This is a genomic window from Pseudenhygromyxa sp. WMMC2535, assembly GCF_011083025.2.
Genome location: NZ_JABJWV010000001.1, coordinates 6,665,528 through 6,680,636 on the forward strand (window position 1 = coordinate 6,665,528; position 15,109 = coordinate 6,680,636).

General features: G+C 70.8%; 14 protein-coding genes and 2 tRNA genes. 10 read left to right on the forward strand and 6 right to left on the reverse strand.

All coding sequences use genetic code 11. The features are described from left to right. Positions 1 to 96: 96 nt before the first annotated feature. From G6O69_RS25900 to G6O69_RS25910, 3 genes are all read left to right on the forward strand, one after another. Positions 97 to 819: a hypothetical protein gene (locus G6O69_RS25900; RefSeq protein WP_172306180.1), complete on the forward strand. Its 723-nt coding sequence runs from the start codon at positions 97 to 99 to the stop codon at positions 817 to 819. Positions 820 to 1,012: 193 nt separating this feature from the next. Next, positions 1,013 to 1,085: transfer RNA gene (locus G6O69_RS25905), tRNA-Glu, on the forward strand. A gap of 12 nt (positions 1,086 to 1,097) precedes the next feature. Further along, positions 1,098 to 1,170: transfer RNA gene (locus G6O69_RS25910), tRNA-Lys, on the forward strand. A gap of 62 nt (positions 1,171 to 1,232) precedes the next feature. Here G6O69_RS25910 and G6O69_RS25915 read toward each other — a convergent pair. Both G6O69_RS25915 and G6O69_RS25920 read right to left on the reverse strand, forming a co-directional pair. Next, the gene (locus G6O69_RS25915) at positions 1,233 to 1,973 is read right to left on the reverse strand and encodes a redoxin family protein (RefSeq protein ID WP_255215876.1); all 741 of its coding nucleotides are present in this window, start codon (positions 1,971 to 1,973) and stop codon (positions 1,233 to 1,235) included. 11 nt (positions 1,974 to 1,984) lie between these two features. Then, the gene (locus tag G6O69_RS25920; RefSeq protein WP_172306181.1) at positions 1,985 to 2,929 is read right to left on the reverse strand and encodes a protein-disulfide reductase DsbD domain-containing protein; all 945 of its coding nucleotides are present in this window, start codon (positions 2,927 to 2,929) and stop codon (positions 1,985 to 1,987) included. Between the two features lie 143 nt (positions 2,930 to 3,072). Here G6O69_RS25920 and G6O69_RS25925 point away from each other — a divergent pair, with 143 nt between their 5' ends. Continuing rightward, positions 3,073 to 3,402, forward strand: coding sequence for a hypothetical protein (locus G6O69_RS25925; protein WP_172306182.1), 330 nt, complete (start codon positions 3,073 to 3,075; stop codon positions 3,400 to 3,402). A 3-nt stretch (positions 3,403 to 3,405) separates the two neighbouring features. Here the strand turns inward: G6O69_RS25925 and G6O69_RS25930 are convergent, their stop codons facing one another. Continuing rightward, positions 3,406 to 4,065 carry a hypothetical protein gene (locus tag G6O69_RS25930; protein ID WP_172306183.1) on the reverse strand — a complete coding sequence of 220 codons (660 nt, stop codon included), beginning with the start codon at positions 4,063 to 4,065 and terminating at the stop codon, positions 3,406 to 3,408. Positions 4,066 to 4,242: 177 nt separating this feature from the next. Here G6O69_RS25930 and G6O69_RS25935 point away from each other — a divergent pair, with 177 nt between their 5' ends. The 4 genes from G6O69_RS25935 to G6O69_RS25950 are packed head-to-tail and all read left to right on the forward strand — an operon-like array spanning position 4,243 to position 8,565. Beyond that, positions 4,243 to 5,895, forward strand: a complete 1,653-nt coding sequence (locus G6O69_RS25935) for a TldD/PmbA family protein (protein WP_172306184.1) — start codon at positions 4,243 to 4,245, stop codon at positions 5,893 to 5,895. Then, positions 5,892 to 7,220 carry a metallopeptidase TldD-related protein gene (locus G6O69_RS25940; RefSeq protein WP_172306185.1) on the forward strand — a complete coding sequence of 443 codons (1,329 nt, stop codon included), beginning with the start codon at positions 5,892 to 5,894 and terminating at the stop codon, positions 7,218 to 7,220. The genes G6O69_RS25935 and G6O69_RS25940 overlap by 4 nt, the downstream gene beginning before the upstream one ends. Beyond that, the gene (locus tag G6O69_RS25945; protein ID WP_172306186.1) at positions 7,220 to 7,894 is read left to right on the forward strand and encodes an HAD family hydrolase; all 675 of its coding nucleotides are present in this window, start codon (positions 7,220 to 7,222) and stop codon (positions 7,892 to 7,894) included. Before G6O69_RS25940 ends, G6O69_RS25945 begins: the two co-directional genes overlap by 1 nt. Beyond that, complete coding sequence (locus G6O69_RS25950; RefSeq protein ID WP_172306187.1) at positions 7,891 to 8,565, forward strand: 2OG-Fe(II) oxygenase; 675 nt, start codon at positions 7,891 to 7,893, stop codon at positions 8,563 to 8,565. Before G6O69_RS25945 ends, G6O69_RS25950 begins: the two co-directional genes overlap by 4 nt. Positions 8,566 to 8,658: 93 nt before the next feature. Here the strand turns inward: G6O69_RS25950 and G6O69_RS25955 are convergent, their stop codons facing one another. From G6O69_RS25955 to G6O69_RS25965, 3 genes are all read right to left on the reverse strand, one after another. Then, positions 8,659 to 9,906, reverse strand: a complete 1,248-nt coding sequence (locus tag G6O69_RS25955) for a vWA domain-containing protein (RefSeq protein WP_172306188.1) — start codon at positions 9,904 to 9,906, stop codon at positions 8,659 to 8,661. Positions 9,907 to 10,061: 155 nt separating this feature from the next. Beyond that, on the reverse strand, positions 10,062 to 11,471 hold the full coding sequence (locus G6O69_RS25960; RefSeq protein WP_172306189.1) for a YihY/virulence factor BrkB family protein: 1,410 nt from the start codon (positions 11,469 to 11,471) through the stop codon (positions 10,062 to 10,064). 49 nt (positions 11,472 to 11,520) lie between these two features. Further along, positions 11,521 to 12,453: a hypothetical protein gene (locus tag G6O69_RS25965; protein WP_172306190.1), complete on the reverse strand. Its 933-nt coding sequence runs from the start codon at positions 12,451 to 12,453 to the stop codon at positions 11,521 to 11,523. 115 nt (positions 12,454 to 12,568) lie between these two features. On the opposite strand from G6O69_RS25965, the gene G6O69_RS25970 reads away from it, so the two are divergent. Together G6O69_RS25970 and G6O69_RS25975 are read left to right on the forward strand one after the other, a co-directional pair. Next, complete coding sequence (locus G6O69_RS25970) at positions 12,569 to 14,374, forward strand: serine/threonine-protein kinase (protein ID WP_172306191.1); 1,806 nt, start codon at positions 12,569 to 12,571, stop codon at positions 14,372 to 14,374. Further along, positions 14,364 to 15,101 carry a hypothetical protein gene (locus G6O69_RS25975; RefSeq protein WP_172306192.1) on the forward strand — a complete coding sequence of 246 codons (738 nt, stop codon included), beginning with the start codon at positions 14,364 to 14,366 and terminating at the stop codon, positions 15,099 to 15,101. The genes G6O69_RS25970 and G6O69_RS25975 overlap by 11 nt, the downstream gene beginning before the upstream one ends. Positions 15,102 to 15,109: the final 8 nt, after the last annotated feature.

Below are 15,109 nucleotides of genomic sequence, written 5' to 3' on the forward strand. Positions count from 1 at the left end.
CGACGGGGGGTGCGCTCCCCCAGCGCCAAGTCACGCGAACGCTTGAATCTCACCGCGTGACCTGGCAAGAATGCGCCGTCCCAGGAGAACCCACCCGTGATTCGTTCCGCCTTCATTTCTTCGTTGATCCTCTCCCTGTGCCTCGTCACCGCTTGCGACAAGAGCCCCAAGGGCACGACGCCCCCCGATGAGGGCGACGCCTCTGCCGACGCCGGCAAGGGCAAGGCCAAGAACAAGAACAAGGACAAGTCCGAAGACGCGGGCGAGGGTGGTGAGGACGCCGGCAGCAACGCCGAGGATCCCACCACGAAGGTCTGCGCTGCCGAGGTCGCGGATTACCCCGCGCCCTACTTCGAGGACACCGTGCTCATCCGTCTGCCCAGGGGCGTGACGGAGGACAACTTCGTCGAGATGAACCCCGGCTTCGTCCGCATCGCCTCCGAGGTCGAGTCGGTCTCCTGCGTCGAGGACATCCCCGGCGCGCTGATCACCTTCATGGCGATGTCCGCCTTCCAAGAGGAGAAGGACAAGGACATGGCCACCTACCGCGACGAGACCCTCGAGGCCTTCGGCTACGTGGGCGGCTCGCTGTCCGAGGAGCAGATCGACGACAAGGCCCGCACCTACGTGGCCGTCATCGACATGCCCGCGCAGCCCGAGATGGGCAAGAACGAGCCGGCCCGCGCGCTCTTCAAGCTCCAGGCCGCCAACGACATGATGTACGCGATCGTCTACGAGACGCACCCCAACGCCTGGAACGCGCTCAAGGAGACCTTCCGCGAGTCGGCCAAGCGCATGTCCTTCCTCGCGCCGCAGTGAGTCGAAGGGCGGCTTCGCCCGCATGGTTCGGCTCCTTCGTCCTTCCCTTCGCGTCCGCGCGAAGGGGGCAGGCGAAGGGGCCGACACCTCTCGATGCTTCCCGATGTTCCCGATGCTTGGGGGGGACTTTTCCAGCTCGAATCGCTTGCGAGGCGACCTGGCAGCATGTAAAACCCCCCGGCCCGGCTCTCGAGACCCCTTCGTCCAGAGGCCTAGGACACCGGCCTTTCACGCCGGCGACACGGGTTCGAATCCCGTAGGGGTCGCTTCTTCAATCCGGGCTCGTAGCTCAGTTGGTAGAGCGACGGACTTTTAATCCGTTGGTCGTAGGTTCGAGTCCTACCGGGCTCAATGAGGCAGGTCTCCCGCAGGAGACCTGCCTCATTCCTTTTTGAGCCGGCTCGACCCGGGTCCTACTCGACCTGGCCGAGGGGCGCGTTGTCGAGGCCGCCGGCGTAGACCAGCTTGCCCTCGCCGTCGACCACGAACATGTGCGGCGTGGTCTTGGCTCCGTAGCGCTTGCCGACCTCGCCGGACTCGTCGAGGAGGATCGGATGCTCGAGGCCCCAGTCCGCGGCGGCCTCGCGGTTTCGCTCGGCGCCGTGGCCCTGCTTGCCGGGGGCGCCCGAGTTGATCGCCAGCCAGACGACGCCGGCCTTGGTCTGCTCGGCGGCCATGGTCTTCAGCGGGCCCTCGCCGTGGGCGTATTTGACGAAGGGGCAGTCGGGGTTGAACCACTCGAGGACGACGGTCTTGCCCGCGAAGTCGGACAGCGAGATCTCCTCACCGTCGACCTGGGGCAGGGTGAAGGCCGGCGCGGGCTCGCCGACCTTGGCCGTGGCCTCGCCGTTGGCGTCGCCGTACTTTACCGAGCAGCCGTAGGACTTGGTCTCGGCCGTGGCGATCGCGCTGCCGGCCGCGAGCTCGCCGAGCGCGGCGGTCAGCAGCGGCTCGTAGCCTTCGGGGGCGTCGGCGTCGGCGCTCGCGTCGGCCTGCTTGGCTGCGTCGGCGTCGGGCTTGGCGTCGGCTTCTGGCTTGGCGTCGGCGGCCGGCTCGTCCTTGCTCTCGGGCGTGTTGCTGCTGTTGCAGGCGGCGAGCGAGAGCAGCCCGACGCAAAGGGCGATCGAGGAGGTGGTCTGGTGGATCGTGAACATGGGCGTGGTGATCAGTTGGTCGGCCAGGGGAGGGAGAGCTCGAGCCAGCGCTGCGCCTGGCCGTCGTGCACACGCAGCACGCCTTGGCTCGCGGGGAGCTCGGCGCGGTCGGCTGGGAGACTGTAGTTCAAGGTGGCCGCGAGCTCGCCCCCCGCGTCGCCGGGGGTCAGGCCGGTGTAGATCGGCGCCTCGCTGGCGTAGGGGAAGAAGGCCTCGATCTCGAGGGCGCCGCCGGCCGGGTTGCGCAGCTCGACGGCCCCGGCGCCGCGCCAGCGCGCGTCGAGGCTGTCGCCGACAGGCTCGGGGATGCGGGCGAGCATCGCCTCCCAGCGCGGGTCGTGCTCGGAGTCCTCGGCGCCCTCGACGAGCGCGGCCGTGGAGATGATCGCCTCGCTCTCCCCGGGGATGCAGCTCTCGAGGCAGGCCAGCCAGCGGCTGGTCACGGTCAAGGTGCGCTCGTCCGCGGCCGCGCCGAAGATCGGCACGAAGAGCACGGCCTCCTTCTCCCAGCCAAAGGACTGCAGGCCACCTTCGGACTCGAAGCGATCGGGGCCGGGATAGAGGACCTCGCCGGCGTTGAGGGGGGCCTCCACGGGGACGCTCAGGCGCGTGCGCAGCCCGGAGTCGCCGGGGTTCTCCCAGTAGATGTGCCAGTGGGGATCGATCTCGTGGCGGACGGCGAGGAGCGCGTCGGCCTCGGCGACAGGGGAGCTCGGCCCGAGGCGGGCGGCGAGGGCCTCGCGCTGGGCCGTGCTGACCCAGCCGAGCTCGATGCGCACGTGCGGCGCGTCGTCTCGATCGTCTCGCGCCGCGCTCGGCGCTCGCTCGGCGCCCGCCTCGGGCTCGTCGGCGCTGGGCTCGGCCTTGCAGGCGGACAGGCCGAGGCCAGCGCCGATGCCGAGGGAGAGCAAGAAAAGAGGAGTGAGGCGAAGGCTCGTGGTGCGGGAGAAGGACATGGGCGTCGTCGGGGGTCGTCGCGGGGCGCAGGGCGGGCGATCCGTCCTTGGGTTCGAAACCATGGTCGGGGTGTTCCGGAAAAGTCGCCAGGTGTCGGCGGAGCGGGTCGACGTCGGCCGGCGCGGCGCCTACCGTCTGCCCCGTGCTCGGAGCGCTCCTCGAGCGGGCCCGCTCGCTGACGGGCGCCCCCAAGCTCGCCCTCGCCTCGCTCGGGGGGGTCGTGCTGCTCGCGTCGATCAGCGCGTTGGTCCTGGCGATCGCGGCGCCCTCGGTGGACGCGAGCTGTGCTCGCCTCGAGGGCTTCGCGCGCGCAGCTGGGGAGTCGCCGGGCGCAGCCGAGCGCGAGACCTGTCGGGCGCGGCTCGAGGCTGCTCGCGATCGCGGGCTGCTGCGCGGGGTGGGGCTGTCTTGGTGCCTGCGCCTGGCGCAGAGCATCCCCGAGGCCGGCGAGTGCCTCGGGGACTGGCGCTGAGCCTCAGCCCACGACCTCGCCGATCTTGGTCTCGAGGCCGGCGTAGTCGCTGGGCGCGACCTCGCTGTAGTGGACCTCGTTCTTGCCGTCGGCGAACATGATCGTCCGGCTCTTGGAGATCTTGTAGTGGTCCTCGAAGGTCCCGTTTTGGCCGTCGCCCTTGGGCGCGGGCAGGACCACGGGCATGGAGATGCCGAGCTCCTCTCGCATGGCCTTGGCCTTGGCCAGGAGCGCGTCCTTGTCGGCCACGGGGGTGACGAGGGCGCCGTCCTTCTCCTCGGCGATCACGGCGAAGGCCTTGACGCGATCGTTCCCGAGCTTGGCGACGAGGGCGTCGAGCTGCTCGAGGTCCTCTTGGAAGTCGGCGTCGTCGATGGTGCCGACGGCCATGATCTTGGGGTTGGGTCCGTACTTGCAGACCTGGCAGTACTGATCCCCGGTCTCGCAGTTGAGGATCTCGAAGGCGGCGAAGCGCATGCCGGGGGCGAGGCCGCTGGCCACGGTCGCGGCGGGAGCCTCGGCGGGGGCGGGGGCCTCGACTTCGGGCTCGGCGGGCACGGGGGCGTCGGCCTGGGCCTGCTTGGCCGCGGGCTGCTCGGCCTTGTCACAGGCGGTGGCGCCGAGGAGCAAGGAGGCGAGGATCAACGTGGAGCTACGGTTCATGGCTATTCTCCTGGCTGAAGGTTCGGATACGTCGGGGACCCAAGCTTGTTTCGTTTTGCCCCTGCGCGGGCGTCGGAGGCCCTCTGGCGGGGTCCGAGTGGCGTTTTGGCACGCTGCGCTGTGTCCGCGATCGCTGCCGGGCTCCCCTCGCGGCGCCCCGGCGCTATCATGGCGCCGATGTCGACCTCTCGACGCAGCTTCCTGCGCAGCGCCGGCGCGGCCGCAGGCGCGGGGACGCTGTGGACCCCTCGGCGGGCGCACGCGGATCCGCCGGGCAGCCGGGCGCCGGCGCCGGTCAAGCCGCCGGCCAGCGCCGACGCGTCGCTGCTCTCGTCGAGCCCCCTGCTCGCCGACGAGGCCCTCGCGGCTCGGGCCGTGGACGCCGCGAAGGCGGCGGGGGCGAGCTACGCCGACGCGCGCCTGGTGCTGTGGCGACGCGAGCGGGTCGCGGTCCGCGATGACCACGTCGAGGATGTCCGACGCAGCAGCGAGTACGGCCTGGGCCTGCGGGTGCTCGCCGACGGGGCCTGGGGCTTCGCGGCCAGCCACCGCCTCGATCCCAGCAAGCCCAAGCAGATCGACGCCCTGGCCCAAAAGGCCGTCGCCGCCGCCAAGCTCGACGCGAGCCTGCGCCAGCGCCCGGTCGAGCTCGCGTCCGTGGCCGCGATCGTCGGCAGCTGGGTCGCGCCGCATCGCGTCGATCCCTTCTCGATCTCGCCGGGTGACAAGGCCGACCTGCTGATCGCCGCCTGCAAGGGCGCGCTGGCGGTGGCCGGGGTCGACCACGCCTCGGCCTTCGTCGACATCCAGCGCGAGGAGAAGCTGCTGCTCAGCTCCGAGGGCGCGCGCATCCATCAGCTGCTGTTTCGGATCATGCCCAAGCTCAGCGCGGTCGCGGTCGATCGCCGGCGCGGGCGCTTCGCCAGCCGCGACCACGAGATCGCCCCGATGCTCGCGGGCTGGGAGCACGTCGAGGACAGCCAGCTCGTCGCCGACGCCGGCCAGATCGGCGAGGACGCGCTGCGCAAGCTCCACGCCGCCCCGGTCGAGCCGGGCGAGCGCACGGTGATCCTCGCGCCCAGCAACCTGTGGCTGACGATCCACGAGAGCATCGGTCACTCCACGGAGCTCGATCGCGCCCTCGGCCTCGAGGCCAACTTCGCCGGGACCAGCTTCCTGGATCCGGCGCAGACCGGCGCCCTCGAGCTCGGCGGCGAGCACATCAATTTCGTCGCCGATCGCACCCAGCCCGGGGGCCTGGCGACCTGCGCCTGGGACGATGACGGCGTGGCCACGGAGCGCTGGAAGCTGGTCGAGGGCGGCAAGCTCGTCGACTGGCAGACCACCCGCGAGCAGGCCGCGTGGATCCGCGACGAGACCGGCGACAAGGACGGCCACGCGTGCAGCTACGCCGACTCCTACGCCAGCGTGGCCTTCCAGCGCATGCCCAACATCTCGCTCGCGCCGGGCCGGGAGGGCTACACCACCGAGGACCTGATCAACGCGACCGACGACGGCATCCTGATCAGCGGGCGCGGGAGCTGGTCCATCGACCACCAGCGCTATAACTTCCAGTTCTCGGGCCAGTTCTTCTGGGAGATCAAGAACGGTCGCCTCGCCAGGCCGCTGCGCGACGTGGCCTACCAGGCCAACACCCTCGAGTTTTGGCGATCCTGCGACATGCTCGGCGGGGAGGGCAGCTACCGCCTCGGCGGCAGCTTCAGCGACGGCAAGGGCGAGCCGGGCCAGAGCAACGCCGTCAGCCACGGCTGCCCGCCGGCGCGCTTTCGCGTGAACATCGTGAACACGGGACAGGACGCTCCGACATGACGACGATGAACGAGCGCGCGGCCAGGCGGATCACCGACACGGTGCTCGGCGCGGCCATGGCCCCGGAGGTGGTGGTCCGCGTCGAGAAGCGAGCCGCGGGCAACCTGCGCTTCGCCCAGGGGCAAGCGACCACCGAGGGCGACGTCGAGACCCTGGCGATCAGCGTGACGGCCTCGATCCAGGGGCGCACGGCCACGGCCGTGGGCAACCGCGCCGACGAGGCCGCGCTCGCGGCCCTGGTCGCCGAGGCCGAGGAGCTCGCCGCGCTCAGCCCGATCGACCCCGAGCACATGCCGCCTCTGGGCAAGCTGCCGACCCTGAAGGTCGACGGTCACGACGCCGCGACCGCAAAGCTCGGCGCCAAGCAGCGCGCCGCCGCCGTCGAGCAGGCCCTGAAGGTCGCCGACGACGCCCAGCTCGACGTCGCCGGCTTCTATACCCACCACGAGCGCAGCGTGGCCGTGGCGACCAGCGCGGGCGCGTTTTGCTTCTGGCCGAGCACCGCGGCCGCGCTGACCACCACTTGCCGCAGCGGCTCCGATCGCGGGAGCGGCTGGGCCGCGGGGAGCGCTCACGTGGCCAAGCGCGTCGACGCGGGCGCCGTGGCCAGCCTCGCCGCCGAGAAGGCCGACATGTCGCGGGAGCCCGAGGCCATCGCGCCCGGGGAGTACGTGGTCGTGCTCGAGGCCCAGGCCGTGGCCGACCTGCTCGCCTTCTTGCCCGGGGCCCTCGACGCCCGCGAGGCCGACGAGGGCCGCAGCTTCTTCTCGCGCCCCGAGGGCGGCAGCCGCGTGGGCGAGCCGCTCTTTCATTCGAGCATCAACCTGCGCTCCAACCCCGCGGATCCCGATCACCCGGCCCAGCCCTTCGCCGACGACGGCCAGGCGCACAAGGTCGTCGACTGGATCTCCGACGGCGTGCTCACCAACCTGAGCTGCTCGCGCTACTGGGCCAAGCAGACCGGGGCCGCCGCGCTCCCGCAGCCGAGCTGTCTACAGCTCGACGGTCAGGGCCTCGAGCTGCTCGAGCTCGTGGGCGCGATCGACCGGGGGGTGCTCGTGACCCGCTTTTGGTACAACCGCATGCTGGAGCGCCGCAGCCTCTTGGTCACCGGCTTGACCCGCGACGGCACCTTCTTGATCGAGCAGGGCAAGTTGACCACGGCCCTGAACAACTTCCGCTACAACGAAAGCCCCGTGAACCTGCTGCGCAACGTCCTCGCCCTCGGCCGCCCCCAACGGGTCTACAGCCGCGGGCGCGTGATGGTCGTCCCCCCCATGGTCGTCCGCGACTTCAACTTTTCAAGCTCGTCCGAAGCGATCTGATGGCCACGCTCCTCGACCGTTGCGATCAGTACAGCTGCGCGATCTTCGACTGTGACGGCGTCATCCTCGACGCCAACCCGGTCAAGATCGCCGCGTTTCGAGCCGCCCTCGCTGGCGAAGATCCGGCCATCGTCGACGCCTTCGTCGAGGAACATCGGCGGACCGGCGGGGTCTCGCGCTACGCCAAGTTCGAGCGCTTCTATCGCGAGCTGGCGCCAGCCGAGGCCCCCGATCTCGCGATCCCGGCGGCCCTCGAGCGCTTCGCCGCCGCGTCGCGGGCGGGGCTGCGCGAGTGCCCCGAGGTCCCCGGCGTCCGCGCGCTGCTCGAGGGCTTCGCCGCGCGCCGCGTGCCCGTGCACGTGGTCAGCGGCGGGGATCAAGACGAGGTCCGCGAGGCCCTGGCCGCGCGGGGCCTCGACGCCCTGGTCAGCGGCGTCCACGGCAGCCCCACGCCCAAGCAAAAGCACCTCGAGGCCCTGCGCGAGGCCGGCGAGCTGCTCCCCGGGGGCGTGTTCTTTGGCGACGCGCGCCTCGACATGGAGCTGGCCGAGAGCTTCGGTCTCGAGTTCGTGTTCGTCGGGGGGGTCAGCGACTGGCCCGAGGGCCGCGAGGTCGCCCGCGATCGCGGCCACCTGGTGATCGAGGACTTCACCACGGTGGTCGAGGGACCATGAGCGCCGACATCGAGCACCCGCTCTTTCGCGTGGTCGACGACTTCCTCGACGATGACGCCTGGTCCGAGCTCTGGACGGACCTGCAGTTCGCTCCGCTGCGCTCGGTGACCCGGACCTCGGGCGCCTGGAAGCTCGACGACGGCGTGCCCCTGGGCGGCGACGAGCTGTGCCTCGCGCCCAAGGAGCGCAGCGGCACGCCCATCGATCACGTGCTCGCGGGGCTCGAGGCCCGGCCACAGCTGCTCACGGGGCTGATCGATCCGAGCTGGGAGCGGCTCAGCGCCCGCGCCTACGTCTACCCCCGGGGCACCGGCCTGTCGTGGCACGTCGACGATCACGCGCTCTATGCCGGGGCCTTCATCTACTACATCCACCCGCGCTGGGACGCGCACTGGGGCGGCGAGCTGCTGATCGCAGAGCTCGATGATCCCGAGGACGAGGATGAGGATGAAGGCGAGGGCGAGCTGCCGATCATGGCCTACCGCTTCGAGACCGAGGCCTACTCCGAGCGGTTGATGGCCGCCGGCTGCGGGAGCTTCGTGATGCCCAAGCCCAACCGCCTGGTGCTCCTGGCTGGGGCGCCGCACATGGTCGCGCGGGTCAGCCCGGCGGCGGGTCAAAACGTGCGCGCGAGCATCAGCGGGTTCTTCCTGCGTCCGCGCGAAGACTGAGCGCGACGCGAGGGCGCGCAAAAGCAAAGGGGAGCTGCCCGAAGGCCGCTCCCCTTTTTTCCTTGCTCGAGCTCGAGTCGAGCGCGCCTCGGCTCAGCCGGGGTCGCAGAAGAACTGAACCTCGGCCGACTGAACCTCGCCGAAGGCCTCGCAGGCCGCACCGCAGAGCTTGAGCTGGAGGTAGTCGTCGCCGGTGTAGATGAAGCCGTCCTCGCTGTCGCAGTCGTCGATGAGCTCGTAGCTCACGCCGTCGACGTCGATCTTGGTGTAGTCGGGGAAGAAGGGCGCCTCCTCGAGGTTGACGAGGCAGCTCTTGCCGTAGCTGTCCTCGACGACCTGCTCGAGGGCCGCCGCGAGGGCGTCGGCGTCGTTGGCCTCGTAGTACTCCTGACCGGGGATGCCCGAGGGCGCGCCGCCGGCCTCGGCCATGGCGTTGAGCTGGTCCATGATCCCGCTGAACATCGAGGGCGCGATGCCGACGACGTAGGTGGTGATCTCGTGGTCGGCGAGGGCGGTCTCGATGTAGCCCACGGCCTCGGCCAAGGCGGCGTCGTCTTGGCCGTCCTCGACGCAGTCGAAGCGACCATCGGTGATCAGGATGACGAACTTGTCCGAGTCCGACTCGTAGCTCTGCATGTAGGTCATCGTCTTGTTGAGGGCGAGGACCGTGGGCGTGCCACCGTTGACGATCTCCATGGGCCCGGGGATCTGGGAGAGGAGCGTGGCGGCGTTGTTGAGCGCGATCGGGACGTCGGGGGCGTCGGACACACCGCAGGCGCCCAGGCCCTGGGTGGAGAAGGTCTTGGCGCCAAAGCCGATGTACTCGTCGGCGCCGTCGTCGACCACGCCCTCGACGGCCTCGTAGAGCGACTGCCAGCGGGTCTTGTCGGGGTCGAGGGCGTCGAAGCCGGTCTCGGTCATCGAGCCCGAGCGGTCGAGCAAGAACAGCACGTCGGGCGGGATCGGGGCGACCTCACCGCTGAGCTCCTGACAAGGCATGTCGCTATCGGCGGTGGTGGTGGTGTCGTCGGCGGTGCCGGTGGTGGTGTCGTCGGCGGTGCCCGAGGTGTCGTCGGCGGTGCCGGTGTCGTCGGCGGTGCCGGTGTCGTCGGCGGTGCCGGTCTCGTCGGCGGTGCCGGTCTCGGCGGTGCCCGAGCCGCTCTCCTCGGCGGTCCCGGACTCGCCTGCCGAAGTGGAGCTGTCGGTGCCGACGTCGTCGTCGGTGCTGTCGTAGTTGGGACCGTCCTCGGCTTCGCTGCTGTCGCCGCAGGCGGGCAGGGCGAACAGCGAAGCGCACAGAGTCAGGACCGTCGTGGTCGAATACCGAAGACTGGATGCCATGGCTTCAAGTCTACATGTCTTTGTGTTTCTGCCAACGCTTCAAGTCGGTGCAGTACATGAATTTGATGTCATGCAACGTGCGACCTCGCGTACTGCGTGGACGTCGAGCCGCCCACTTGTTCACCGACGAAACGCAGGTTCAGGGGTCTAGAACCCTAGCTTTTCACGCTCGTGAGTGCCCCGCGGCGAACGCGGTGCTCCGCTTTGTCCCGACCCTCGCGCCGGGCCCGTTCCATGTCGACCAGCTGCCGAAAGTCCAATTCGCCAATTTTCCGTTGTTGGCTTTGGTCGAGTTCTTCGAACAGCTCGGCGAGGGGGTCCATGCGGGCGGCCTTGACGTCGCCACCGTCGAACATGTGCAGCACTCGCGCGAGCTCGATCTGCTCGAGGGGGAGGCCGGGGACATAGCCCTGGTCGTGGCTCAGCGGAACGATCAGCCCGGCTTGCTCGAGCTGATCGGTGATCGCTGCGATCGGCGCCAAGCCGATTTGAAAGCGCTCGTTGAGCGCGTCGACGCTCATGCCGACCGGGCGGCGGGTGTCAGGGTTTTCATCCTCGCCGCGGCTGTGGGCACGGCGCAGCTCGGCGGAGCGGTCGTAGTTGTCGGCGATCGCCAGGAGCAGGCGGGCCGCGGTTCGGCCGGGCGCGGGGAGCAGGCGCCGCTGAACGCGGTGGCTGGGCTGGACGTAGCCCTCGCGGGCGACGGCGCTGAGGTGGTGGACCACGAAGGTCGTCTCGGCGCCGAGCAGGACGATCAGCCAGCTGACGTAGGCCCAGACCACGAACACGGGGAGGATGGCCAGCGATCCGTAGATGCCCTCGTAGGTGTTGATCGCGACCATGCTCAGGTAGTGGCCAAAGGCGATCTTGCCGAACTCGAAGAGCGCCGCCGAGATCAGCCCGCCGACGACGGCCGCGCGCCAGCGGACCGTCTGATTGGGCAAGAAGCGATTGACCAGGATCAGGCCGCAGCTCGTGGTCACGACCGGGGTGATCGCCAAGGTCCCCACGCGCGCGAGCACGGGCTGCGCGAGGCTGTAGAACACGACGATCGGCCCCAGGCTCGCCAGGGTGTAGAACATCGTGAATTTGGCGATCAGCGAGCGGTTTCGAGACACGCGCCAGATCTGGTTGACGGTCTTCTCGAGGGTCGAGAACAGCAAGAAGGCGAGCACGACCACGACCAGCAGGCCCCAGCGCCCGAGGTCTTGGATGTTCACGCCGCCGGCGAGGTCGACGAGGGCGTTGGCGATCTCGTCGGCGCGCTCGGTCTCGGGGCTGAGCGCGAAGGCGGTCTGGCGCACGAAGCGGTTGCCAAAGCTGGGGTCGAGCTTGCTGATGAAGAAGACCGTGACCCCGACCGTGGGGACGACCGAGAGCATCGTTTGCAAGGTCAGCCCCGAGGCCAGGGCGGAGCAGCGATCCGTGAACAGCCACCGGCGCACCGTGTAGACGATCAACAGCCACAGGCGCCGGCTCGGGCTGGGCTGGTGCTCGGGGTCGGTGGGGATCAGCCAGTGCTGGAGCCGCGTGATCCGGGCGCGGAGGTTCTGGGCGGCGTCCACCACGGAATGCTAACGGTTTTCAGGCGGCTTCAGGCCTCTTCAGGCGGCTTCAGGCCTCGTTGGCGCGCTTGCGCTTGCGCGGGGCCTGATCCGCCGGCCCATCCCCCGCCTTGGCGGAGTCCTTGGCTTTGTCCTTGCGCTTGCGGGCGAGGCTGAGCTCGGCCTCGTTGGCCTGCTCGCGCAGCTGCTCGGCGAAGCTGGCCCGGGCCTCCTCCGCGCGCACGTCGGCGCGGGCGCGGGCGCGGGCGACCTTCTCCTTGAGCGGCTCGGCGAGCTCCTCCAAGGTCGCGCGCAGCTTGCCGAGCTGGGCCTCGAGCTTGCGCACCTGGGGCTCGGGCAGGTCCTCGATCTCGGCGAGGATCTCGGCCAGCTTGCGGGCGAGGGCGTTGGCCTTCTTGATGCGATCGAGGCGCTCGGCGCCCCGCGGCTGCGGGAAGAAGTGGGGATCGAAGCGCTTGCGCAGCTCGGCCAGGGGCTGGCCCTCGTTGAACACGGCGTCCTGGAGCTCGCGGTGGAGCTCGGGGGAGGGGGCCTGGGGGACGGGCCCGCGCCGGCGGGGGGCGTCGTTGGCGGCCTCGCCGTCGCCGTCCTCGCCCGGGTCGCTGACCTGGGAGTAGCGCTCGAGGTCTCCGACCGTGCGCTCGTAGTAGTCGAGGGCGTCGTAGGAGGGGATCTTGCGGGCGATGCCGTCGCGCTCGAGCACGTCGGGGGCGTGGCGCTCGAGGGTGCTGTAGCTGACCGTCAGCTTGTCGACGGTCGCGCGCTTGAGGGTGAGCTCTTCTTGGCAGTAGGTGTGGAAGTCGGCGTAACCCCACTGCTCGTAGAGGGAGCCGGCGCGGATCCGACACAGGACCTCGGCGAGCTCGACCCAGGACCGGCGAAAGCTCTGGGCGCGGCGCACGGCCTCGATGCGTTTGGGGTGGCCGCCGGTGCGCTCGAGCAAGGCGGCGAGGGCGTCCAGCTTGTGCGTGCTCTTGGCCACGGGGGCGAGTTTTTAGCAGCATTTTGCGCCGCCTCGCAAAGCTGGCGTAGGGGGTCTCGGGGTGGGCGCTGGCGCCGTGGTCGGCGGGGGGCCGCGCCGTGTTAGGCTCGCGTCGGTGGCGGGCTCGGGCACGGTCGCGTGGCTGCCGAAGCACCCGGAGCAGGATCCGGGGGCCTCGCGCCCACACTTTCACCCACGCGCGGCGGCCGAGGATTCGGCGGGCGGGCGAGGCACGCGACCCTTTCGCTTTGGCAGTGAGGATCGCCCGGATCCAGATCCCGCGCTGGCGCCGGGCGCCATGATCGGCGCGCACTACCGGGTGATCGGCTTGCTCGGCGAGGGCGGCATGGGTCGGGTCTACGAGGCCGAGCACCTCGTCTTGGGTCGACGCGTGGCGATCAAGCTCTTGCGCCGCGACGGCGCGGGCTCTGAAGAGGCCCTCGCCCGCTTCCGCCAGGAGGCCCTCGCAGCCAGCCGCGTCGGCGCCCCGCAGATCGTCGCGGTCTCGGACTTTGCGACCCACGTGGGCGCGAGCGGCCAGGCCCAGACCTACATGGTCATGGAGCGCCTCGTGGGCGAGTCCCTCGAGGACTGGATGGATCGACCCGGGCGCCTCGACGAGGGCCTGGCCGTGCTCGCCGAGCTGTGCGAGGGCCTGGCCGCGGCCCACGAGGCCGGGGTCGTACACCGCGACATCAAGCCCGCGAACGTGTTCGTGCGCGCGGCCGGGGGCGTCAAGATCCTCGACTTCGGCATCGCCAAGATCACCGCCGGCGGGCCGGGCTTCGAGACCCAGCGCGGGACGATCCTCGGCACGCCCTACTACCTCGCGCCCGAGCGGGTCATGGGCGAGACGCTGCGGCCCGCGGCCGACGTCTACAGCGTGGGGGTGATCCTCTACGAACTGCTCACGGGGGTCGTGCCCTTCTCGGCCGCCAGCTTCATGGGGATCCTGGCGCAGCACGTCCACGCCGAGCCCCTCGATCCGCGTCAGGCCGCCCCCCAGCGGGCGATCCCCGGGGAGGTCGCCGCGCTGTGCATGCGCCTGCTGAGCAAGCGTCCGCAGGCGCGGCCGAGCGCGGCCGAGGTCGCGGAGTCGCTGCGGGCGATGCTCGCTCGGATGGGCGAGGCCCTGGCGCGCGTGTCGACGGGGCCAGCGCGCCAGGGGGAGGCGGCCCCAGTCGATCTCTCCACGCAGATCATCGAGGCGTCCACGGGCTCGCGCGAGGCCGCTGGGGCCGAGACCCTGGTGTTCGCTGGCGTCGACCATGACCGGCACGCGCAAGACGAGGCGGGCGCGGTTTCAGCTTCGGCCTCAGCTTCGGCCGCGGTGTCGCCCGAGCGGCCCAAGGCGCGCGGGGGTCTCGGGTGGATCGTCGCGGGGGGCGTGGCTCTGGGGGCGCTCTTCCTGGCCGGGGGGATCGCGCTGCTCTCGTCCGCTTCGGGGCCCACGACGACGCCGCCGCAGCCCGGGGAGGAGGCGGCCGCGGGCGAGGAAGTGAGGGGTCAGGGGGCAGCGCTCGAGCCCGGCGATCCCGGGAGCGCGGGCGGGGGGAGCGCGGGCGGGGAGCCCGGGGAGGAGGCGGGCGAGGGCGGCTCGGGGCGCGCCCTGGTGGACGAGGGCGGTCAGCGCGAGCAACGCGAGCAGGAGTCGGGTACGAAGGAGGGGGAGGGGGAGGAGCCGGCGCCGAGCCCTGTCGAGGCGCCACCTCCGGCGTCGAGGCCCCAAAAAGCCGCGCCGCCGAGCGAGCGGCCTCCAAGCTCCGAGCCCAAAAAAAGCGCGCCTCCAAAGACCGACCCAGACATGCGGCCCGACGAGACTGCGCCCGAGACCGCGCCTGCGCCCGAGACCGCGCCTGCGCCCGAGACCGCCCCCATGCCGGGGTTGCCCACCATCAAAGACGACGTCTATGACGACTGATCTGCGACTCCAAGCTGCCCGCGCCGGGCTCGCGCTCGCGGTGGCGATGAGCTTGACCTTGGCCGTCCCTGGGCCCGCGCTGGCGGGAGGTCTCGAGGCGCCGAGCCCCGACGAGAGCGCCGAGCCGAGCGCGCCAGCGGACGCGGCGGCCGAAGTGACCCCGAGCGCGGCGGCGGTCGAGGGCGCGCTGGCCGACGGGGATCTGACGACGGCGCGGGAGCTGGCCGTCGCGCTGCGCGAGGCCGATCCCAGCGTGGCCAACCATCGCCTCGAGGCCGAGGTCTGGGCGGCCCTCGGCGACCATGAGCAGGCCGTGGCGGCCCTCGATCGCGCGGAAGCTGGCCTCGCCGAGGACGCGCCCGCGGCCGAGCGCGAGGCGATCGCGTCGGCCCGGGCCGAGCTCGAGCAGGCGGCTCGGGGAAGCGTCGTGGACGAGCCCGAGTCGACGCATCGCGAGCGCCTCGATCGTGAGCGAAGCGATCGCCTGGCCGCCCTCGCGCCCAAGGTCGAGGCGCCGCCGCCGGTCGTCGACGCACCCGCGCCGCGCAAGCCGATCATCGAGAAGTGGTACTTCTGGGTCACGTTGGGGGCGATCGTCGCCACCGCCGGGGCGATCGTCGGTGTCGCCGCCACGGCCAACTCTCGCGGCCGTGAAGACGACGACGCCGCCGCGCGCCTGGGAGGCGCCGGCCCTTCTCCCGCAAGCGGCCTGGTGTTCCGCTTCTGAGGCTAGCC